The organism is Dietzia cercidiphylli (assembly GCF_039531545.1).
In the GTDB taxonomy this organism is placed as follows: Bacteria; Actinomycetota; Actinomycetes; order Mycobacteriales; family Mycobacteriaceae; genus Dietzia; species Dietzia natronolimnaea.
In genome coordinates this window covers 46,694-67,258 of record NZ_BAAAQG010000009.1, presented here as the reverse complement: position 1 = coordinate 67,258, position 20,565 = coordinate 46,694, and the positions used below count along the sequence as shown (strand labels likewise).

The 20,565-nt window shown below is 71.6% G+C and carries 24 protein-coding genes; 16 read left to right on the top strand and 8 right to left on the bottom strand.

Annotated features, from left to right (window positions below; translation table 11 throughout):
* Together add and ABD250_RS10265 are read right to left on the bottom strand one after the other, a co-directional pair.
* The gene (add, locus tag ABD250_RS10270; protein ID WP_344392102.1) at positions 1–1,026 is read right to left on the bottom strand and encodes an adenosine deaminase; all 1,026 of its coding nucleotides are present in this window, start codon (positions 1,024–1,026) and stop codon (positions 1–3) included.
* Positions 1,023–2,492 (bottom strand): amino acid carrier protein, encoded by a 1,470-nt coding sequence (locus ABD250_RS10265; protein WP_182659310.1) that lies wholly within the window; start codon positions 2,490–2,492, stop codon positions 1,023–1,025. The genes add and ABD250_RS10265 overlap by 4 nt, the downstream gene beginning before the upstream one ends.
* Before the next feature lie 56 nt (positions 2,493–2,548).
* Between ABD250_RS10265 and ABD250_RS10260 the strand changes: the two genes are divergently transcribed.
* Positions 2,549–3,439, top strand: coding sequence for a patatin-like phospholipase family protein (locus ABD250_RS10260; protein ID WP_338404237.1), 891 nt, complete (start codon positions 2,549–2,551; stop codon positions 3,437–3,439).
* 93 nt (positions 3,440–3,532) lie between these two features.
* On the opposite strand, the gene ABD250_RS10255 is transcribed toward ABD250_RS10260, so the two are convergent.
* A complete protein-coding gene (locus ABD250_RS10255; protein WP_176475032.1) occupies positions 3,533–3,679 on the bottom strand; it encodes a hypothetical protein in 147 nt (48 codons plus the stop codon).
* Between the two features lie 235 nt (positions 3,680–3,914).
* On the opposite strand from ABD250_RS10255, the gene ABD250_RS10250 reads away from it, so the two are divergent.
* The 4 genes from ABD250_RS10250 (at position 3,915) to ABD250_RS10235 (ending at position 7,614) form a co-directional block, all read left to right on the top strand.
* The gene (locus ABD250_RS10250; RefSeq protein ID WP_095717709.1) at positions 3,915–4,100 is read left to right on the top strand and encodes a hypothetical protein; all 186 of its coding nucleotides are present in this window, start codon (positions 3,915–3,917) and stop codon (positions 4,098–4,100) included.
* Between the two features lie 159 nt (positions 4,101–4,259).
* Complete coding sequence (locus tag ABD250_RS10245; protein WP_095717708.1) at positions 4,260–5,954, top strand: nitrite/sulfite reductase; 1,695 nt, start codon at positions 4,260–4,262, stop codon at positions 5,952–5,954.
* Complete coding sequence (locus ABD250_RS10240) at positions 5,951–6,733, top strand: phosphoadenylyl-sulfate reductase (RefSeq protein ID WP_017837640.1); 783 nt, start codon at positions 5,951–5,953, stop codon at positions 6,731–6,733. The genes ABD250_RS10245 and ABD250_RS10240 overlap by 4 nt, the downstream gene beginning before the upstream one ends.
* Positions 6,730–7,614, top strand: a complete 885-nt coding sequence (locus ABD250_RS10235; protein ID WP_344392094.1) for an NAD(P)-dependent oxidoreductase — start codon at positions 6,730–6,732, stop codon at positions 7,612–7,614. Before ABD250_RS10240 ends, ABD250_RS10235 begins: the two co-directional genes overlap by 4 nt.
* Before the next feature lie 16 nt (positions 7,615–7,630).
* Here the strand turns inward: ABD250_RS10235 and ABD250_RS10230 are convergent, their stop codons facing one another.
* Positions 7,631–8,449 carry a lysophospholipid acyltransferase family protein gene (locus ABD250_RS10230; protein ID WP_344392092.1) on the bottom strand — a complete coding sequence of 273 codons (819 nt, stop codon included), beginning with the start codon at positions 8,447–8,449 and terminating at the stop codon, positions 7,631–7,633.
* A gap of 58 nt (positions 8,450–8,507) precedes the next feature.
* On the opposite strand from ABD250_RS10230, the gene ABD250_RS10225 reads away from it, so the two are divergent.
* The gene (locus tag ABD250_RS10225) at positions 8,508–9,236 is read left to right on the top strand and encodes a sirohydrochlorin chelatase (RefSeq protein WP_344392090.1); all 729 of its coding nucleotides are present in this window, start codon (positions 8,508–8,510) and stop codon (positions 9,234–9,236) included.
* A 134-nt stretch (positions 9,237–9,370) separates the two neighbouring features.
* Complete coding sequence (locus ABD250_RS10220) at positions 9,371–9,709, top strand: histone-like nucleoid-structuring protein Lsr2 (RefSeq protein WP_182609511.1); 339 nt, start codon at positions 9,371–9,373, stop codon at positions 9,707–9,709.
* 137 nt (positions 9,710–9,846) lie between these two features.
* Here ABD250_RS10220 and ABD250_RS10215 read toward each other — a convergent pair whose 3' ends face one another.
* Positions 9,847–10,536, bottom strand: coding sequence for an enoyl-CoA hydratase/isomerase family protein (locus ABD250_RS10215; protein ID WP_182658035.1), 690 nt, complete (start codon positions 10,534–10,536; stop codon positions 9,847–9,849).
* Between the two features lie 182 nt (positions 10,537–10,718).
* Here ABD250_RS10215 and ABD250_RS10210 point away from each other — a divergent pair, with 182 nt between their 5' ends.
* The 6 genes from ABD250_RS10210 to thpR are packed head-to-tail and all read left to right on the top strand — an operon-like array spanning position 10,719 to position 14,621.
* Complete coding sequence (locus tag ABD250_RS10210; RefSeq protein ID WP_338404139.1) at positions 10,719–11,408, top strand: TetR/AcrR family transcriptional regulator; 690 nt, start codon at positions 10,719–10,721, stop codon at positions 11,406–11,408.
* A gap of 4 nt (positions 11,409–11,412) precedes the next feature.
* Positions 11,413–12,279: an acyl-CoA thioesterase domain-containing protein gene (locus ABD250_RS10205; protein ID WP_182658037.1), complete on the top strand. Its 867-nt coding sequence runs from the start codon at positions 11,413–11,415 to the stop codon at positions 12,277–12,279.
* Positions 12,276–13,094 (top strand): maleylpyruvate isomerase family mycothiol-dependent enzyme, encoded by an 819-nt coding sequence (locus tag ABD250_RS10200; RefSeq protein WP_182658038.1) that lies wholly within the window; start codon positions 12,276–12,278, stop codon positions 13,092–13,094. Before ABD250_RS10205 ends, ABD250_RS10200 begins: the two co-directional genes overlap by 4 nt.
* Positions 13,095–13,105: 11 nt before the next feature.
* Positions 13,106–13,567 carry a CrcB family protein gene (locus tag ABD250_RS10195; protein ID WP_182658039.1) on the top strand — a complete coding sequence of 154 codons (462 nt, stop codon included), beginning with the start codon at positions 13,106–13,108 and terminating at the stop codon, positions 13,565–13,567.
* Entirely contained in the window at positions 13,564–13,977 is a 414-nt protein-coding gene (locus ABD250_RS10190) for a fluoride efflux transporter FluC (RefSeq protein ID WP_182658040.1), read from the top strand. The genes ABD250_RS10195 and ABD250_RS10190 overlap by 4 nt, the downstream gene beginning before the upstream one ends.
* 26 nt (positions 13,978–14,003) lie before the next feature.
* Positions 14,004–14,621, top strand: coding sequence for an RNA 2',3'-cyclic phosphodiesterase (gene thpR, locus ABD250_RS10185; RefSeq protein WP_179524113.1), 618 nt, complete (start codon positions 14,004–14,006; stop codon positions 14,619–14,621).
* A gap of 37 nt (positions 14,622–14,658) precedes the next feature.
* Here the strand turns inward: thpR and ABD250_RS10180 are convergent, their stop codons facing one another.
* Entirely contained in the window at positions 14,659–15,282 is a 624-nt protein-coding gene (locus ABD250_RS10180) for a hypothetical protein (RefSeq protein ID WP_344392083.1), read from the bottom strand.
* A gap of 172 nt (positions 15,283–15,454) precedes the next feature.
* On the opposite strand from ABD250_RS10180, the gene ABD250_RS10175 reads away from it, so the two are divergent.
* Entirely contained in the window at positions 15,455–16,084 is a 630-nt protein-coding gene (locus ABD250_RS10175; RefSeq protein WP_344392081.1) for a nucleosidase, read from the top strand.
* Positions 16,085–16,160: 76 nt separating this feature from the next.
* Positions 16,161–17,690 carry an HNH endonuclease signature motif containing protein gene (locus ABD250_RS10170; RefSeq protein ID WP_344392079.1) on the top strand — a complete coding sequence of 510 codons (1,530 nt, stop codon included), beginning with the start codon at positions 16,161–16,163 and terminating at the stop codon, positions 17,688–17,690.
* A gap of 5 nt (positions 17,691–17,695) precedes the next feature.
* Here the strand turns inward: ABD250_RS10170 and ABD250_RS10165 are convergent, their stop codons facing one another.
* Both ABD250_RS10165 and moaCB read right to left on the bottom strand, forming a co-directional pair.
* Complete coding sequence (locus ABD250_RS10165; protein WP_182639505.1) at positions 17,696–18,169, bottom strand: molybdenum cofactor biosynthesis protein MoaE; 474 nt, start codon at positions 18,167–18,169, stop codon at positions 17,696–17,698.
* 50 nt (positions 18,170–18,219) lie between these two features.
* Entirely contained in the window at positions 18,220–19,221 is a 1,002-nt protein-coding gene (gene moaCB, locus ABD250_RS10160; RefSeq protein WP_344392160.1) for a bifunctional molybdenum cofactor biosynthesis protein MoaC/MoaB, read from the bottom strand.
* A 161-nt stretch (positions 19,222–19,382) separates the two neighbouring features.
* Between moaCB and ABD250_RS10155 the strand changes: the two genes are divergently transcribed.
* A complete protein-coding gene (locus tag ABD250_RS10155; protein ID WP_344392158.1) occupies positions 19,383–20,468 on the top strand; it encodes an NADH:flavin oxidoreductase/NADH oxidase in 1,086 nt (361 codons plus the stop codon).
* Positions 20,469–20,565 lie beyond the last annotated feature (97 nt).

The window sequence follows — 20,565 nt, the reverse complement described above, 5'->3', positions numbered from 1 at the left end:
TCAGCCGGCCGGGTCGGCTGCCCCGGTTTCCCACGCGTCCACCCGGGCGAGGGCGTCGCGCTTGAGATCGGCGGGCGCGAATGACGAGTCGATCGACGACCGGGCGCACGCGGCGAGACGCGCCTCGGGGATGCCCATCCGCTCGCGCGCCAGCACGTACTCGTCCACCACGTCGACGCCGAACAGCAGCGGGTCGTCGGCGCCGATCGAGCAGCGGACCCCGGCGTCGAGCAGCGCGGGGAGCGGGTGGTCCCCGAGCGTGGGGTAGACGCCCAGAACTACGTTCGAACTCGGGCACACGTCCAGGCAGACCCCGCTCGCGGCGAGCTGTTCGACCAGCCGGGGGTCCTCGGCGGCGCGGACCCCGTGCTGGATGCGGTCGACGCCCAGCTGCAGTGCGGACCGCACCTCCTCGGGCCCGGCCAGCTCCCCGGCGTGGGGCACCACGCCCAGACCGGCGTCGCGGGCGATCGCGAAGGCCTCCGCCGCCCCGGCCACGGGATTCCCTCGTTCATCGGCCACGAGGCCCACGGCCACCACCCCACGGTCGGCGAACCGCGCTGCGAGCCTGGCGGCCTCGAGCGCGTGCGCGCGCGCGGCGCCGCGGTCGATGCTCACGATGGCGCCGGTCCACACCCCGTGGCGCCGGCCGGCCTCCGCGACGGCGGGGAGGATGAACGCCAGGGCGTCCTCGGCCGTGTCGAAGGCGGCGGACTTGTCCGGGATGGAGGCGAACTCCAGCGCCACGACGCCCTGGGCGGCGGCGTCGGCCACCACCTCGTCGAGCAACCGACCGAGCCGCTCCGGGGTCCGCAGGAGCGAGATGAGCAGGCCGTAGGCGTCGAGGAAGCGGGTGAAGTCGGGGAACTCGACGAGCGGCGGGACCTCCACGCCGTCCTCGGCACACCACTCGCGCATGGTCTCGGCCCGCATCGCGGCCTCGAGGTGGACGTGCAGGTGCGCCTTGGGCAGGGCGGCGAAGCGCTCGTACGCGGGGGAGTGCGCGGCCGGTGCCGGGTGGCTCACCCCTTCGGCTCGACGTCGCGCGCCTCGTCGGCGACGTGCTGCAGCGTCATGGGATCGGAACCGTCCCAGGACGTGACGTTCCGGGCCTGCGGCAGGTCGTCACGGTGGAACACCGGGTTGTGGCCCTCGGCCTTCTGCCGCAGGTAGTGCTTCAGCAGTGCCACCGCGAGACCGCCCAGCGGGATGATCGCGATGAGGTTGATGGTGGCCATGACGCCCATGAACAGGTCCGCCATGTTCCAGATGAGGTCGACCGACCCCAGGCAGCCACCGAGCACGGCCAGGATGACCAGCACGCGGAAGACGCGCAGGGCCACGGGGCTCTCGCGCAGGAAGCGGATGTTGGCCTCGCCGTAGTACGAGTTCCCCAGGATCGAGGAGAAGGCCAGGAAGAAGATGACCACCATGAGGAAGGGCACGCCCCAGTCGCCGACCTGGGAGGCCAGTGAGTCCTGGGTGAGGGTGATGCCCTCGCGGTCGCCGCCGAACTCCGGGTTGGCGAGCAGGATGATGAACGCGGTGGCCGAACACACGACCAGGGTGTCGAAGTAGACGCCGAGCGCCTGCACCAGGCCCTGCTTGACGGGGTGGGAGACGGAGGCGGTGGCCGCCGCGTTGGGGACCGAGCCCATGCCGGCCTCGTTGGAGAACAGCCCACGCCGCATGCCCTGCATGATCGCCGCGCCGATCGCGGCGCCCGCGACCTCGCGGAAGCCCAGGGCGTGGCCGACGATCAGGGAGATCATCTCCGGGACCTCGGTGATGTTGATCGCCACCACCACGAGGGCGACGACGATGTAGGCGATCGCCATGAGCGGGACCACGATCTCGGTGACCGCGGACAGTCGCCGGATGCCGCCGAAGATCACCGCGCCGACCACCAGTGCCAGCACGACGCCGATGACCAGGCCGGACCCGAGCCCCTCGAGGCCGAACTGGTTGCGTACCGAGGCCGAGATGGAGTTGGCCTGGACGGCGTTGAAGACGAAGCCGTAGGTCACGGTGATGATCACCGCGAAGGCGACCGCCACCGGCTTCCACCCGAGGCCGTCGCGGATGTAGTAGGCGGGGCCGCCGATGTAGGAGTCCTTGCCCCGGACCTTGTAGAGCTGGGCGAGTGTGGACTCGACGAACGCGGTGGCGCCTCCGATGATCGCGAGCACCCACATCCAGAACACTGCACCGGGTCCGCCGACCGTGATCGCGATCGCGACGCCGGCGATGTTCCCGGTGCCCACGCGGGAGGCGGCCGAGACGGTGAAGGCGCGGAAGGCGGAGATGCCCTTCTTGTCCGGCTCGATGTCCGAGGGCTTCTCGACGATCGTCCTGAACATCTCCGGGAACATCCGGATCTGGACTATCAGTGTGGTGAAGGAGAAGTACAGGCCGGCGATGACGAGTAGCGCGATGACCGCGTACCAGTAGACATCGTTGACGGATGCTATGAAGTCGGCGAGAGCGCTCACTCGGGAGACGGTAGTCGATCATCGCTGATGTGACGATGCGACTTACCCTGGGTGTCGTGACCGATTTATCGCCCACTGCTCCGGATGTCGCAGTCCTGTTCGAGGGCGGGGGGATGCGGGCGGTCCACACGGCGGGGGTCGTGGAGACGCTCATCGATGCGGGCATCCACGGTGGGATGGCTGCGGGGATCTCCGCGGGGGCCACCCACGTGGCCAACTATCTGTCCCGCGAGGGCGTCCGCGCGCGAAAGAGCTTCGTCGAACTCGCGGCGGACCCCAACTTCGGGGACTGGCGCAGCTTCGCCCGGGGGAAGGGGCTGTTCAACGCCGAGTACATCTACGAGCAGACCGGTCTGCCGGACCAGGTGTTGCCGTACGACTTCGACACGTTCTCCAGCAGCGGCACGGCCGCGAGGATCGGGACCTTCCGGTGTTCGGACGGTGCCACGGTCTTCTGGACCGAGGAGGACGCCTCGAGCATGCCGGAGCTCATGCGGATGGTCAGGTCGTCCTCGACGATGCCGGTGTGGATGCCGCCGGTGCTGATCGACGGCGAGTACTACGTGGACGGGGCCCTGGGCCATGACGGCGGGATCCCGCTGTCCGCAGCGCGGGAGGCCGGATACGAGAGATTTCTGGTGGTGCTGACCCAGCCGAGTGGATACCGGAAGATCCCGCCGCGTCGACTGACCCCGTTCTACCGCTCGTACTTCCGGCGGTTCCCGGCGGTGGGGGAGGCCCTCCTGCACAGGTGGGCGCTCTACAACGAGACGCTCGACGAGATCGAGGCTCTCGAGGAGTCTGGCGACGCGGTGGTGTTCCGTCCGGAGCGGGTGTTGATACGGAGTTACGAGCGCAGGGTCGACCGACTCGCCGAGGCCTACGTCCTGGGGAGGGAGCAGGCCCGGCGGGAGGTCGACACCTGGTTCGAGTTCTGCGGACTGTAACAGACCTTGCGCGATGACAGGCCTTGCGCGGTCACACCCCGCGAAATGGCGAACGCCCCGGTGGCGGACCACCGGGGCGTGCGTCGCTGGGGATCAGGAGCCGAAGAGCTCCGCGCCGCCACCGAGGGTCTCGAGGATGTACGCGGGCAGGCCGAGCAGTCCGTCGATCGCGGCGGAGCCGACGTTCGGGACGAGTTCGGAGGAACCGGCGGCCAGGGAGTCCCAGAAGTCAGAGAACATGTGGTGTCCTTTCGAGAGGTGGAGCCCCACGGTTTAGCGGGGTACGTCATTCACGGTACTGACGATCCACGGGCGTTTCCACAAACTTGCCTCTCGAGTAAAGCTACTCAGCATATTCGTAAGTGCCTCGCTGGGGGGTTTCCACTTAATGAGGATCGTCCTATGATCGGGTCAGGGCGACCGAGATGTAGTCCAAGGGGTGGGCTGACCAGGGCCGCTCTGGAAGGAGTTCATCATGTGGGGCAGTCTCTTCGAGTTCGCCGGGTCGACCGTCGGCGCGGCGGGCAGTCTGGCCACCGACACGGGGTCGACGCTCGTCGACACCCTGACGTTCCTCCCGGTCCACATCGTGGAGGTCTTCTGGTGGACCGTGTTCGGTGTCGCCGAGGATCTGGGGTCGACCATCATGCCGCCGGTCTGACCGACCGTACGGCGATCTGGTTACCAGCCGCCTCCCTCTGCGGGGGGCGGCTGATCGCGTGGGTGGGGCCTGCGCCGCCGACGGGTGGGGCGAGTGCGGGGGCGGAGTCCGCCGTGCGACATTAGACAGACCGGTCTGTCGACCGCTACCCTCGCGGACATGACCGGTACCGACGCCGCCGCCCGCCCCGCTCGTCCCGCCCGCGCCCCCAAGCCGCAGGGCCAGTGGAAGATCGACGGCAAGCTCACGCTCAACCACAACGAGGAGTTCAAGCTCACCGACGACGCGCTCAACGTGCGCCAGAGGATCCTCGACACCTACTCCAAGGAGGGGTTCGCCTCCATCCCGTCCGACGACCTCTCGGGTCGGATGCGCTGGTGGGGCCTGTACACCCAGCGCAAGCAGGGGCTGGACGGCTCGCGGACCTCCAAGCTCGAGGCCGACGAGCTGCAGGACGAGTACTTCATGATGCGGGTCCGGACCGACGGCGGCGCGGTGACCACCGACCAGCTGCGGGTACTGGCGGGCATCTCGACCGACTTCGCCCGCGGCACCGCGGACATCTCCGACCGGCAGAACATCCAGTACCACTGGATCGCCATCGAGGACGTGCCCGAGGTCTGGCAGCGGCTCGAGGACGTCGGGATCGACACGGTCGAGGCCTGCGGTGACTGCCCGCGCGTGATCCTCGGCAGCCCGGTCGCCGGCGTGGCCGAGTCCGAGATCCTGGACCCGACCCCGGTGATCGCCGAGATCAAGGCCAAGTACATCGGCACGCCCGAGTTCTCCAACCTGCCGCGCAAGTTCAAGTCCGCCATCACCGGGCACCCGAGCCTCGACGTGGTCCACGAGATCAACGACATCTCGCTGGTGGGCGTCCGGCATCCGGAGCTCGGCCCGGGCTACGACCTCTGGGTGGGTGGCGGTTTGTCCACCAACCCGCAGCTCGCCACCCGCATCGGCGTGTTCGTCCGCCAGGAGGAGGCCGCCGAGGTGTGGGCCGGCGTGGTGGGGATCTTCCGCGACTACGGCTACCGGCGCATGCGCACCCGCGCCCGGCTCAAGTTCCTCATCAAGGACTGGGGTGCCGAGAAGTTCCGCCAGGTCCTTCAGGACGAGTACCTGGGCCGCGAGCTCCCGGACGGCCCCGCCCCCGAGCGTGGCGTGGGTTCGGGCGACCACGTGGGCGTCTACGAGCAGAAGGACGGCCGCTTCTACGTCGGCGCCGCCCCCACCGTCGGGCGCGTGGGCGGCGAGAAGCTCTCGCAGGTCGCCGACCTCGCCGAGGCCGCGGGCTCCCACCGGGTCCGCTTCACCCCGCACCAGAAGCTGCTCGTGTTGGACGTCGAGCCGGAGAAGGTCGAGGAGTTGGTCGAGGGACTGGCCGCCATCGGGCTGCACGCCCGCCCGAGCTCGTTCCGCCGCTCCACCATGGCGTGCACCGGCATCGAGTTCTGCAAGCTCGCCTTTGTCGACACCAAGGACACCGCCACCGCACTGATCGGCGAGCTCGAGAACCGGTTCGCCGACGACGCGCCCCTGCGCACGCCGTTGTCGATCCACCTCAACGGCTGCCCCAACAGCTGTGCGCGCATCCAGACCGCCGACATCGGCCTCAAGGGCCAGCTGCTCGACGGCGACACCCCGGGCTTCCAGGTCCACCTCGGTGGCGGCCTGGCCTCCCAGGACCAGGAGTCGGGTGGGCTCGGCCGCACGGTCCGCGGACTCCGCGTGCCGTCCGCGGACCTGCCCGACTACGTGGAGCGCGTGATCCGCAAGTACATGGAGACCGGTGCCAGCGGCGAGACGTTCGCCGAGTGGGCCCACCGTGTGGAGGAGGAGGTTCTGGTATGACCGCAGTCGCACTCGATCTGCTGCCCCGCAGCACCGTCCTGACCCCCGGCCCCGGCCGGCGTCGGACCACCGAGGAACTCAAGGCCATCGCCGAGGACGCGGCGCGTCGATTCGACGACCGCGGGCTCTACGGCCACCACGGCGAGGTCGACCCCGCCGAGGTCCTGGCCTGGGCGGGCGAGACCTTCGGCGACGCCCTCGCCGTGGCCTGCTCGATGGCCAACACCGTGGTGCCGGAGATGACCGCGCAGTACGCCCCGGGAGTGGACGTGCTCTTCCTCGACACGGGGTACCACTTCTCGGAGACCATCGGCGTCCGGGACGCCCTCGCGTCCACACCGGGCCTCAACGTCGTGGACGTGCGCAGCCCCGCGAGCCGCGAGGAGCACGAGGCCGCGCTCGGCCCGCGCCCGTTCGAGACGAACCCGGAGCTGTGCTGCCGCCTGCGCAAGGTGGAGCCGCTCGACGCGGCGCTGTCCGGATACGAGGCGTGGATCACCGGTCTGCGCCGGGTGGACACCGACCACCGCGCCGGAGCGGCGATCGTGGAGTGGGACGCCAAGCACTCGATGATCAAGATCAACCCGCTCGTGGCGTGGACCCTGGATCGCGTCCACGCCTACGCGGAGGAGCACGGGTGCCTCCTCAATCCCCTGCTCGACGACGGCTTCCCGTCGATAGGCTGTGAGCCGTGCACCCACCGCGTCGAAGCCGGAGCGGATCCGCGCTCAGGTCGCTGGGCCGGTTCCTCCAAGACCGAGTGCGGCATCCACCTGTGACGATCGCGTTCGCTGACGCCGCCCCCGCGGCCGAGCGGCCGGCGGCACCCGCGTTGGACGGCCTCCCCCTGACGGTGGGGCTGTCCGCGCGCGAGGTGCTGGTGGTGGGCGCGGGGCCCGTGTCGGTCCGCCGCGCCGAGACCTTCCTCGAGGCCGGGGCGGTGGTCCGGGTCGTGGCCCCTCGCGTGGACCCGGCGATGGCCGACCTCGCGGCGCGGGCGGGTGCCCGGCTCGTCGTCGTCGCCAGGAACTTCCGCGCCTCGGACCTGGACACTCCCTGGATGGTGCACGTCGCCACCGGGGACCCGGTGGTCGACGCCGAGGTCGCGGCGTTGTGCGAGCAGCGGCGGATCTGGTGCGTGGCCGCCGGCGACGCCGCGCTCGGGTCGGCACGGGTGCCCGCTCGCACCGCGGTGTCGACGCCTGCGGGGCTCGTCCGGATCGCCGTGGACTCCTCGGACCCGCGCCGGTCGGTCCGCGTGGGGCGGCTCGTGGCGAGGTCGCTGGCCACCGCACCGGCGGGCCTGCGCGCCCGGCGTCGCCCCGAGGCGGGGTGGCTCGTGTTGGTCGGTGGGTGCGGTGACGGCGACCTCCTCACCGTCCGCGCCCGGCGCTTCGTCCACGCCGCGGACGTGCTGGTGGTGGACGGTGCGGCCGATCCGGGGTTGCTGGCGGAGATCGACGACGACGTCGAGGTGATCGAGGTCGGGTCGACCCTGCCCGTCGACGCGGTCGCGCGGGTGGTGGCCGCCCGGTGCGCCGCAGGGCACGGGGTCGTGCGGATCGTCGCGGCGGACACCCTTGCCGATCGCGCCCGCGACCTCCGGGCCGCCGGGGTGGAGTTCGAGATCGTCCCGGGCGTGATCGACGGCGGGGCCTGACCCCCGCTCGAGACCTCTAGCCCCAGGCGTCGGTGAGGGCGTCGTCGATGCCCGCGCGCACCGCGTGCCGCACCTCGTCGACCGACGGTGCGGGCCCGGGGTCCTCCCAGAGCGCGAGCGGTCCGGCGGACACGACCGGGCGGCGCGGGGGCAGCTTGGCGAGTTCCCGCCCGCGGTAGACGATCCCGATCGGCAGCACCGCCACCCGGCCGCCCGTGTCGCGGACCCCGCGGACCATCTGGCCCACACCTTTCTTGACCGAGTCCAGCCGGAGCGTCCTCAGGTCGTCCGCCGACGAGTTGGTGCCCTCCACGAACGTCAACACCACCCCGCCGGCGGTCAGGCGGTCCACGCACAGGCCGATCAGGCGGGCCGCCGCCGCGTCGTGCACCGCGCGCTCGGTGCCCTCGTAGTTCTTGGCACGGAAGACCGGGACCGTGCCCGTGTACTCGAACACCGGTCGCAGCGGGCCGCGGAAGAGCGGGTCCTTGGTCAGGCCGGTGCCGGAGGCCAGAAACCGGACCCGCCTGTCGTACACGGCCGAGGCCAGCACGAACGGGTCGTGGTGTGACGGGTGGTTGGCGGCCACGATGATCCCCACGCCGGCGTCGTGCAGCCGGTGTAGCTCGGTCACCGTCTCGGGCCGGATCCGCACCTCGGGTGCGTACAACGCCCCCACGAAGGTCAGCAGGGGATGGGTGAAGCCGTCCCTACGGCGGCCGGGGCCGTAGAAGTCGTAGACGGCCTCGTAGTTGGTCAGCGTCACCTCCGGCCGTTCCCGGCGCCGCCGACCCGGTCCGAGGGCCCGCCCGATACGTCCGGCTCCTGCGTCCATCCCCCCAGTCTCGTCCAGCGATCGGGGCGCCGCATCCGGAATCCGGCATGCTCGGGGGATGACGACGAACGCGCTCCACGCCGAACCGGTCGCCGAGCGACCCCGCCTGCTCCTGGTGGCACACGGGACCCGGTCGTCGACGGGCCGCCGGGAACTGGGCCGGGTCCTGGTGGAGACGCGCAAGAAGCTCGACGGGGTGGACTGCCGGCTGGCCTGGGTCGACGTCCAGGCTCCGGGCCCGGACCGCATCCTCGCCGACGGGGCGCCCACGGTCGTGGTGCCCGCCTTCCTCGCCCGCGGGTTCCACGTCACCGAGGACGTCGACGGCGCGTGCGGCCGCGCTCCCGGCCCGGTCGCGCTGGCGCCCCACGTGGGTGGCGAACCGGAGATCGTGCGCGCACTGGTCCAGCGGTTGGCGGAGGCGGGGGCCGTGGGGGCCTTCGGCCCGGACGCCGTGGTCCTGGGCGCCGCGGGCAGCCGGGACGAGTCCTCGCAGGCCGAGACGCGGGCCCTGGCCTCGGCCCTCGAGAGGGTCCTCGGGGTACCGGTGTCCGCCGGGTTCGCCTCCGCGGCCACTCCGACCGTCGCCGACGCGATCACCGGGTTCAGGGAGAGGGGTCATCGCCGGGTGGCCGTGGCGACCCACCTGCTGGCGCCCGGGTTCTTCGCGGACCGGATCGCGGCGGCCGGCGCGGACGTGACCTCACCGCCGCTCGGCGCGAACCCGGAGATAGTCGATCTGATCGTCCGGTTATACCTGGAGAATTCGACGGATTTAATCCGCTGACCGGCCCGACTGTTCTCGATCCCATAATAAACGGATCACTTATCGAGAATGGCCGGCAAATGTGACCGGGCATAATTTCCCGGTGCTGGTGCATACTGTTGTGTAGTAGTGGTCGCACCTAGCTAGGAGAATCAATGGCTCAGCAATTCCAGGTCAGGTACATCGATGACATCGACGGAACGGAACTGGGCGAAGAGGCCAATTCCATCTCGTTCGCCTTCGAGGGCAAGGAATACTCCATCGACCTGAGCGACGAGAATGCCGACGCCTTCCGTGAGGTGATGGCCCCGTACATCGACGCAGGTCACCGCGTGACCGGAAGCAAGAGCAGGCCGGCGCGCAAGGCCGCCGCCAAGTCCGGCTCGGGCGATACCAAGGCCATTCGCGAATGGGCGCGGGAAAACGGCTTCGAGGTCTCTGATCGCGGCCGCATCCCGGCCGACGTGATGGAGGCGTACGCCGCCGCCAACTGATCGCACGCGCGAGGGCCCGCATCCCCGGGAGACGGGGTGCGGGCCCTTCCGTGTATTCGCGTGCGGTACCGGTTGGCGGACGGAAGTCGCGAGATCACCGCCCTCGAGCCGCGGGAATTGTCCGCCGGATAGTTCGCTCAGAGTCGCGTGATCGGCTCATCCAGGTGCGAGAGAGCGCCGGCGACGAGTCCTGTACGGATTCCGGCGTAGTTGGCACTCCGGAGCGGAGCCATCTCCGCCGCGACCGTTATCGCGCGGTCGAGCACCGCGTCCGCCTCGGCCGCCTCATGGGCTATCCCGGCCGCGATCGCCTCGTCCGCCGCATAGCGCTTGGAGGTGAGCATGGCCGTGCTCGCCACCGTGTGGGGCAGCCGAGTGGTGATGAGCGCGTTCATCCCCGGAGGGAACGGCATCCCCAGCTGCGCTTCGGGCAGGTTCCAGAATCCGCGGTCGGCGCGCATGACGCGGTGGTCGTGGGACAGGGCCAGCATCGCCCCGGCTCCGAACGCGTGCCCGTTGACCGCGGCCACCGTGGGCAGCTCGAGCCGCAGGACCCGGGCGAACACCCGCTGGGCCCGCGAGACATAGGCGGGCAGGCCGGCGGGATCGGAGGCGACCACCGACAGGTCGAGACCGTTGGAGTAGAACTTCCCCGCCCCGGTCGTGACCAGGGCCGCCGGCCCCTCGGACGCCTCGACCTCGTCGAAGGCGGCATCGAGGGAGTCCAGGAAGTCGGGGGAGAAGGCGTTGTCCGGGGCGTCCGCGGGGTTCTCCGGCTCGGAGAAGCGGAGGACGAAGACGGACTCGTGACGGCTCAGTGTGGGCATGGGCTCCAGCGTAGATCCCCGGCAACGCCGTCACGGCAGGTGGGACACCGTTGTCACGCCCGTCCACCGCGCCCCGCGTGGGGGCCGGGAGTCCCGTGTGATGGCGGTGGGATGACACCGTTCCGCTGGACACGCCACGGCGTTGTGACGCGATGGCGACGTCGTCGTCGTACCCTGCCCGGGTGACCCGTTCCCCCTCCCGCGCGACCACCGGCGCCCCACCCCACGCCCAGTACGACGAGGCCCTCCGGCTGGGGATCCTGAGGGAGGCCACGCGCAGGCTCCGGGGAGCGGCGCCGGAGCAGCTCGGACTGCGGCCGCTGGCCGCCTCGCAGGGCACCTCCACCACGGCCATCTACACGATGTTCGGGGGCAAGTCCGGCTTGCTCGCCGCGGTCGCGGAGGAGGCGGATCGCATGCTCGCCGACGCGCTGCGGGAGTCGCTGCGTCACGACAGTGTCGAGACCGACATGCGCTCCCTGTGCCGCGCCTACCGCCGGTGGGCGCTGGAGAACCAGGGGCTGTACGCGCTCGTCGTGGGGGAGCCCGTCCGTTCACCCCGCGTCGGCGCCGACCGCCGCGACCCGCAGTCGCGCGACCCGCAGTGGAGGGAACCGCTGCTGGAGATCGTCGACGCGCTGGTGGACGAGGGGGTCTTCCGGGCCACCGACGTGCACGAGGCGGCCACCGCGATCTGGGCCTCGCTCCACGGGGTCGTGTCACTGGAACTCAGCGTGTGGCGTGAGTCGCCGAGCGCCGAGCAGTACTTCGAGACGCAGCTCGCGGCGATCCTGCGGTCCTGGGCCGCCGGCGGAGTCCGCCCGGCCACAGCTGCCGGACCCGCAACTTCTTCTATCGGAATGGTGGGCTGACCTCATGAGCGAGCGTTCGTTCTTCACCCTCGACGAGTCGGGGGCGTACATCCCCACCAGGTACGCGCGCAGCGCCTGGTCGGAGACCATGGTCAACGGGCCCGCGGTCGTGGTGGCCTCGGCCCGCGCTCTCGAGGCCGAGCACGGGGCGGAGGGGTTCCAGCCCGCCCGGCTCACCGTGGACCTCTTCGCGCCCGTCCGCACCGAGCCGCTGGTCGCGGTGACGGAGGAGGTCCGGGCCGGCAACCGCATCCGGGTCGCGGACGTCCGGATGCTGCAGGAGGGGAAGTTGGTCGCCCGGGGCACCCTCGTGCAGTTGCGCCGCGGCGAGCAGCCACCGGGAAATGTGTGGCGCTCGGGACGACGGGTGGGGGCCCCGCCGGAGGCGGACCCCACCGAGAACCGGCCGGGGTCGAACGTGTTCTTCGGCAGCGGCGACGAGGGGGAGGCGTGGAGTCGCGACATGAGCGCGCACCAGAACGACCAGCGCAAGCGGTTCTGGCTGCATCCATTGGACGTGGTGGCCGGTGAGGCCGCGACCCCGTTCCAGCGGGCCGTGACCCTGGCCGAGTCCACCAGCCTCATGTCCCACTGGGGTGACGAGGGCATCGGCTTCATCAACGCCGATCTCACCGTGGCGCTGGCCCGCCTGCCCCGGTCGGGCGACATCGGCATCGAGGCCGACGAGCACCTCAGCGACTCCGGGGTGGCGGTGGGCAGCGCCTCGCTGTTCGACCGCGACGGCGTGTTCGGCACCGGCACCGTGGTGGCCGTGTCCAACGCGGGACGGCAGATCGACTTCACCCGGCGCCGAGCGGGCACCGAGGACAGCGGATCGATCGGATCGAACGAGGCGGCGACGCGCGTATGAGCGCGAGGTTGACGCGGGAGCGGATGCTCGACGCGATCGAGGCCCAGGTCGGTCTGGTGCGGTTCGCGCTCGCCGGCGGCGGCGACTCGGCAGCCGTCGACCCGACCGCCCCTGTGCCGTCGTGCCCGGAGTGGACGGTGCACGACCTCGTCACCCACCTCGGCGCCGTCAACCGGTGGGGCGGCGTCACGGTGCGCGACGGGAACCCGCACGAGCGCTCGCGGGGCCTGGGCGACGCGATGAAGTCCGCCCCGCCGGCGTCGGCGGGCGCTGCCGCGCTCGCCGACTGGTATGCGTCCCAGGCCTCGGGGATGCTCGAGACCTTCACGGAGACCGACGTCGACGCCCCCACGTGGACCTTCGGTGGCCCGGGGCCCGCGACGTTCTGGCTCCGGCGTCAGCTCCACGAGACCGCGCTGCACCGGTGGGACCTGGAGAACGCGCTGGGCGGGCCCTCGGCCACGACGCCGCTTCCGGAGGACGTGGCCGTGGACACGATCGACGAGTTCTGCGCCGTGATGTACCCGCACAAGGGCTCCCGCGGCCCCCTGCCCGTGACGATCCGGTTGCGCGCGGTGCTCCACGCGCCCGAGGGTCTGGCGACGGGCGCCGAACCGGTGGGTGCGACGGCCCCGGGCGCCCTCGAGTGGGATCTGCCCGGTGCCGAGGGGGCCGGGGAGGTCGAGGTGTCGGGTTCGCCCGAGTCGCTCGCGCTCCTGCTGTGGGGCCGGGTCGGCGCCGACGACGCGGGGCTGGAGATCTCCGGCGACCGCGCGGGCCTCGAGGCCGCACTGGAGGCCGGACTCTCGGTGTGAGGCCGCCCGTCGTGAGTCTTCCGGTCGCAGTGGGGCTGGTGGCGCTGGGCGGGGCCGTGGGTTCCGCGCTGCGTGCGACCGTGGCCGTGATGCTCCCCGGCACCCCCCTCGGCGCGACGCTCGCCGTGAACGTGCTCGGCGCCTTCCTGCTGGGGTTGGTGCTGGAGTGGTTGGCCGCCTCCGGTGAGCGCCTGGGGGAACGACGACGAGCCGGGGTCCGACTCCTCCTGGGCACCGGGGTGTGCGGGGGCTTCACGACCTATTCCGCCGTGACCGAACACGCCGCCGAGCTGCTCTGGGACGGTGACGCGACGGTCGCCGCGGCCTATGTCCTGGTGACCCTGCTGCTCGGCGCGCTGGCCACCCTGGCGGGGGTCGGCACGGCGGCGCTCCTGACCGCGCGCGCGGATGATCGGGACGCCGGCTCAGAGGCCGACTCCGCCGTCGACGGCGAGCGGGGGTCGACGCGATGAGCGCGGCGGTGATCGGCTGGGCGGCGCTGGGCGGCGCGGTCGGTTCGGCGCTGCGGTACTCCGTGGACGTGGCCGTGACCCGGCGGTGGCGGGGCGCCTTCCCCCTGGCCACGTTCCTCATCAACGTGTCCGGTTCGCTGCTCCTCGGTCTGGTGCTCGGGCTGCTGGCGGTGAACTCGACGGTCGGCCACTCCTCGGCAGCAGGTCCGGGCGTCGCCGCGACGCTCGTGGGGACCGGGGTGCTCGGCGGGTACACCACGTTCTCCACGGCGAGCTTCGACGCGGTCCGCCTCGCCAGGGAGGGTCGCCGCCTGATGGCGGTGACCTACGCGGTGGGCACGATGCTCGTCGCGGTCGCCGCCGCCCTGCTGGGCTTGTGGCTGGGCGCGTGGTGGACCACCGTGGTGTGAGAGGTGCAGAGGGGAGTCGGGCGCGTATGGGTCATCGGATGTTCGTCGCGGTCCTGCCGCCGGACGAGGTCCGCGAGGAGCTCGAGCGGTTCCTCGAGCCACGCCCGGGACCGGCGTGGACCGCCCCCTCGCAGTGGCACCTCACGCTGACCTTCTGCCCGGATGTCGACGAGTGGCGGATCGACGACCTCTCCGACAGGCTCGGCGCGGTCGCCCGCAGGCACGAGCCGTTCCGACTGCGGCTGGCCGGGGCGGGGGCGTTCCCCTCGGTCGAGCGGGCCAAGGTGCTGTGGGCGGGGGTCGACCAGTCACCGCCTCCTCCGACGGGGCATGACCGTCGCGAGCGTCCGCTCGACGCGCTGGCCGCGGGGGCCCGGTCCGCCGCCAACGCGGCCGGTTGCGTCCCCGACGGGGCGCGGTTCCGCCCCCACCTCACGCTCGCCCGGCTCGGTGGTCGCGATGACGCCACGGCGTGGCTGCGGGTGCTCGACACGTTCACCAGCAGCACCTGGACCGTGTCCGAGATCGCGTTGGTCGACTCCTTCCTCGGCGAGGGCCCTCGCGGACGTGCCCGGCACGAGGTGGTGGACCGGCTACCTCTGGGGGAGGCGGAGCGGCGCTGGTGGGCGCCGTCCCCGGGATGAACGCGCCGGCATGAGAGGCGTCGCATGGACACCCCGGTCACAGGCCCGCGCACTGCCCCTCTCGCTCGCCGCTGACCTGGTTGCCGCCACCGGTCGGGGCCTCGGCGTTGCCCTCGCACTCCAGATCGCCGCCGATGGTGTTGCCCTCGAAGCGCTGGGGGCCCGAGTTCTGCTCCGATTCCAGATCGCCGCCGATCCGGACGTTCTCGACCGTCGCCTCGCCGCCCCCGTCCAGCTCGATCGACCCCGTCACCTCGCCCCCGGTGACCAGGACGAACGCGTGCCCCTCGGCCTCGATGTCCTCGGTGACCCGGACGTTGCGGGCCTCGAGTCGGCCGCCACCGTAGACGTCGATGTCGCCGGTGACGGTCAGATCGGACAGCACGCATGTCTGCCCGTCGCGGACCTGGACGTCGCCCGAGATGTCCTGGCCCGAGAGCTCGGTCGCGCAGTTCCCGCGGTCGAACGCGTCCGCCGCGGGTCGCTCGGCGGGCAGCTCGGAGGTCTCCACGGGCGCGGTCACGGTGGCGGTGACCGTCGGCTCGGCGGGGGCCTGAGCGTCGTCCGGGTCGTTCGCGCAGCCGGCGGCCGCGAGCAGCACCACCGCCGGGAGGAGCAGTGCGCGGCAGATTGCTGGGATCCGGGGAGTATCGACTGGCATCGCGGTTCACCTCTGGGCTCGACGGGTTGGCGCTCTGCTCCACCGTAGGCGCGGCCGATGGAATGCACGGGCAACGCACCGGAAGAGCCCGATCGCCCCCCGTGCGCGCGGCGGCGGTGCAGGCGCGGGAGCGGATGCCGTGAACCGATCCTCGATGACTACCGTGGACGCCGTGGAACTCCTCGGAACCATCGATCCGGCACACCCTCTCGTCGTCGTCGCCCTGGAACAGGAGGCCCGGCACTTCGTCACGCACTTCCCCGTCCTGGTCACGGGCGTCGGCAAGGTGCGGGCCGCCGTGGCGGTCGCGCACGCGCTCGGTGGGGGGATCCGGCCGCGCGAGCTCGTCAACGTGGGTACCGCCGGCGGATTGCACCTCGGGATGGAGGGCACGCACGAGATCGCGACGGTGTTCCAGCACGACTTCGACAATCTCGCGCTCCACGCGGTCACCGGCCGCCACGACGGGCCTCCCCTGGCCCTCTCGGCCGAGCTCGCGGTGACTCCGGAGCCAGCCCACGCGCTTCCGTCCGCTCCCGGCGGGAGCGCCGCGCCGGTGCTCGCGTCCGGTGACCGCTTCGTGGCCGGCGGACCACTGCGCGATCACCTCGCGGCGAACGCGGACCTGGTGGACATGGAGGGGTACGCCGTCGCCGCGGCCGGGGCGATGTTGGGCGTGCCCACACGTCTGGTCAAGTACGTATCCGACCCGGCCGACGAGTCCGCGGGGGCCACATGGGTCGAGAGCGTGGACGCCTGCGCGCGCGTGCTGGCCGAGTGGGTGGGTACCCGGCTGGGTTGATCGATCGAACACTTGTACTATTCGGCCCCGTTAGGTAGTATCGAATGTAAGTTCGATGACGGGGGGTGGGATCGTGATGACGACGAGTGAGCTGTTCGCCGTACCCGAACCCCTCGGCATGGTCGACGCGGAGGCCGTCAGCGAGGCGGCCCGTGCCGCGACGCTGGCGCAGAACCATGCCGGGGCCACGCGGCTGGCAGCGGCGCATGTCCTGGTCGACCAGTTCGCTCGGTCCGAACAGGCTCGGGACGACGAGGAGGGCGCCGGTTCGCGCCGGCCCGCGTACGCCCGGTTGGATCCGCAGGCGCGGGCCCGCGATCACCTCGTGGCGGCGTGTCAGCTCACGTGTTGGCACGCTGCGCGGTTGGTGACGGCCGGGACGCAGATCCATCGGCGACTGCCCCGTCTGCGGTCCACGATCGACCGCGGGTTGATGCCCGAGCAGTTGGCGATCGATATCGCGTGCCGCCTGGCCGAGGTGCCCGACGCGATCGTGTCGGTCGTGGAGGACGAGGTGGTCGCGCGTGTCATGGACGACCTCGACGGTGGCGACCGGCCGAGCCGCACCGCGGTGGACTCCGTGATCGATGATGCCGTGGGGAGACACGACCCGGCTGCCGCGGAGGATGCAGCCGCCGCGGCGGCCGCTACCCGCTCGGTCCGATTCCGCGGGGCACGGAACGGCATGGCCACGATGTGGGCCAGGCTCACCGCTGCCGATGCCGAACTCCTTCGGCGTCGCATCGACACCGACGCGTCGGCCGCCTCGGCGGACGGGTTGGATCGTCCCATGGACCAGCTCCGCGCCGACGCCCTCGCCGCGCTCGCCGTCCACCCGTCTGATGCGGGCCGGTCCGCGGCCGATACCGCCTCCGCCGCTGCCCGCGCGTCCGAGCACGACGGTATCGAGCACGACGGCATCGAACTCGGCGACGTCAGGGTCGGCGCGGACCTGCCCCGGCCCACACTGGGCAACGCCGCGCGGGCCGGTCAGCCGATCCGCATCAGCGTGATCGCCTCCGCGGCCCGGGGCCTGCCCAACCGTGTCGAGTTCGTCCACGGCGCGTACAGCAGCTTCGAGTGGCTCTGCACGGAACTGCTCGAGGGGGACGACGCGAGCGTGCGGTTCGAGCTCATCGACCCTGCCCCGGGCGTGCTCGACTCCCCGGAACACGCCCTGCGCTACGTGATCACCCCGGCGATGGCCGAGCGCATCCGGTTGCGCGACGGCACCTGCCGGCACCCGGGGTGCTCGGTTCCCGCCAAGGACTGCGACGTGGACCATGTGCTCGCGTTCAACAAGAAGGACCCTGAACTCGGCGGGCCGACCACCGAGTGGAACCTCGTCTGCCTGTGTCGGAAACACCACCGGGAGAAGACATTCGGGACCAACGCCTACCGGTCCGGGCCGTTGGGTGATCTCGTCATCATCACCGACACCGGGCACGAACACCGCACCAGACCCAAGGGCCCCCTGGCCCGTGCTCGTGACGCCATCCGGGAACGCGAGTGGAACGCCTACGCGGATCGCACCATCGCCGACGACGGCACACTCGTCAACCCGCCGGGTCACCACTGGCCCGGATCCCGCAGACGGCCAGCCTGATCGACTCAGCAGTCGCCGACGCCCACCCACTCCGAGACGCCGTCGGTGAAGCGCTGCCGCTTCCAGATGGGCACCCCGCGCTTGAGTCGTTCGATGAGCTCCGAGCAGGCGGCAAAGGCCTCGGCCCGGTGCGGCGCCACGGCCACCACCACCACGGCGACCTCGCCCACCGGCAGCACCCCCACTCGGTGCACCGCGCCGATGCGGACGGAGCGCCGCGGGTCGAGCGGTCCGCCCTTCTCGAGGTCGGGCGAGGTGTGTTCGGTCGCCACCTCGTCGCAGAGCCGTTCGAGGACGTCCTGCGCCGTGGGGTGGGCCGAGTACTCGATGTCGAGCACGTCGCGACCGTGGTCGTGGTCGCGCACCACCCCGGAGAACGTGACCATGGCGCCGTCGGCGGTGCTCCAGACGGCCTTCTCGACCTCACGGGGGTCGATCGCGGTCTCGGTGATCTGCACGAGTGGACTGCGGACGGTCATGGTCGGTTCCTCCTCGCGGTTCGGTCCCGGGCGGCTGCGGGCGGGGACGGTCAGTGCCCGCCACCGTGGGCGTGGACGGCGAGCAGGTGGTCCAACAACTCGTCGAGTACCGCCAGTCCGTCGCGCACCCCGCCCGAAGAGCCCGGGAGGTTCGCCACCAGGGTACGTCCGGAGAAGCCCGCCAGGCCGCGGCTCATCGCGGCGGTGGGGGTCGAGGCCAGCCCGCGGGCGCGCATCGCCTCGGCGACGCCGGGGAGCTCGAGTTCCAGGTGGGGCGCGGTGGCCTCGGGGGTGCGGTCATCAGGGGCGACCCCGGTGCCGCCGGTGGTCAGCAGGACGGCCGGCGAGCGGCGGACCTGTTCGGTCACCACCGCGGCGATCTCGGCGTCCGGGACCACGTGGACCTCGACCGGGGAGAAACCGCGCTCGAGGAGCCAGCCCTCGATGGCGGGGCCGGTGGTGTCCTCCCGTCGCCCGTGCGCGGCGGCGGTGGAGGAGACGACGACGACGGCGCTCCGACCCGACTCCACCGCGGTCCGCCCGGAGGCCGCGCGAGCCGACTCGTCGTCGGACTCCCTGGTCCAGTCGCCCCGCTTGCCGCCGGTCTTGGTGGCCAGCCTGACCCCGTCCATCGTGGCCAGGGGGTCGACGGCCTTGATCATGTCGTGCAGCGTCAGACCGGCCACCGACACGGCGGTGAGCGCCTCCATCTCCACGCCCGTGCGGCCGGTCGTCCTGGCGGTGGCCGACACCCGGATCTCGCCGGCCGGCGCGTCGAGATCGAAGCGCACCTTGACCGAGTTCAGGGGGATCTGGTGACACAGGGGGATCAGCTCGGAGGTCTTCTTGGCGGCGCCGATCCCGGCCAATCTGGCGGTGGCCAGGACGTCGGCCTTGCCCAGATCGTCGCCCGCGACCATGGTCACCACCTCCGGCCGGGTGCGGAAGACCCCCTCGGCGGTGGCGGTGCGGGTGGTGACGGCCTTGTCGCCCACGTCGACCATCCGGACCCTGCCCTCGGCGTCGAGGTGGGTGAGTCCGGGGTGGGTCAGCTGCGGCTGTGGGGTCAGCGTGGGCTCCGAGGAGGAACCCGGTCCGGTCTGGGCGTCAGTCATGGCGCCCACGCTAGTCGGCGGCGAAGGGGTGCGTGAGCGCCCGTCCGGGGGTGGTCCCCGGCGACCCTGACCCGGCCGGCGCGGGTTTAATCGGTGGCATGCCGCTGCTCTTCGACCCCATCCGAATCCGCGATCTCGAGATCCGGAACCGCGCGTGGCTCTCACCGATGTGCCAGTACTCGTGCGACGCCCGCGACGGCGTCCCCACCCCGTGGCATCTCGTGCACCTCGGCGCGCGGGCGCAGGGCGGGTTCGGGCTGATCCTCGCGGAGGCCTCCGCGGTGGTCCCGGAGGGTCGCATCAGCGCCCACGACGCCGGGCTGTGGAACGACGCGCAGCGGGACGCGTGGGCGCCGATCGTGGACTTCGTGCACTCGCAGGGCGCGGCGATCGGGATCCAACTGGCCCACGCCGGGCGCAAGGCGTCGACCTACAGGGCCTTCCCGGGAGAGCCCACCGGCTCGCTGCCGGTAGAGGAGGGCGGGTGGACCACGGTCGCCCCCTCGGCGATCCCGTTCGGCGACATGGCCACTCCCGTCGCGCTTGACCTCGAGGGGATCCGCGGCGTGGTGGACGCCTTCGCCGATGCCGCGCGACGCGCGGATCAGGCCGGGTTCGACGTGGTCGAGATCCACGCGGCGCACGGCTACCTCGTCCACGAGTTCCTCTCACCCCTGTCCAACGAGCGGACGGACGAGTACGGCGGCTCCCGCGAGAACCGCGCGCGACTCCTGGTGGAGGTCTGCGATGCGGTCCGTCAGGTCTGGCCCGCGGGCAAGCCGCTGTTCGTCCGCATCTCGGCGACGGACTGGGTGCCCGGCGGCTGGGCTCCGGAGGATTCGCGCTGGCTGGCGGGCCACCTCGCCGAGCACGGCGTCGACCTGGTGGACGTCTCGTCGGCCGCCAACACCCCCGCGGTCCCGCCGGTGCCGCTCGAGCAGGGGTACCAGGTGCCGTTGGCCGAGGAGGTCCGGGCGTCCGGCGCGGTGCTGGCCGGCGCGGTCGGCCTCATCAGCGACCCGGAGTTCGCCGAGCAGGTGCTGGTCGACGGGCGCGCGGACGTCGTATTCCTGGGCCGCGCCGGACTGCGCGAGCCCGCCTGGCCCCAGCGCGCGGCCGCCGAGCTCGGTGTGAACTGGCGCGATGCGCCGTACCCGCCGCAGTACACGCGCGGCAAATGGTGAGCCCCGGAGCCTAGACGCCAGAATCCAGACGCCAGAGTCCAGACGCCAGAATCCGGAAGAGCGTTCCGCGCACATCCGCCGAGTAGAAATGCGCGGA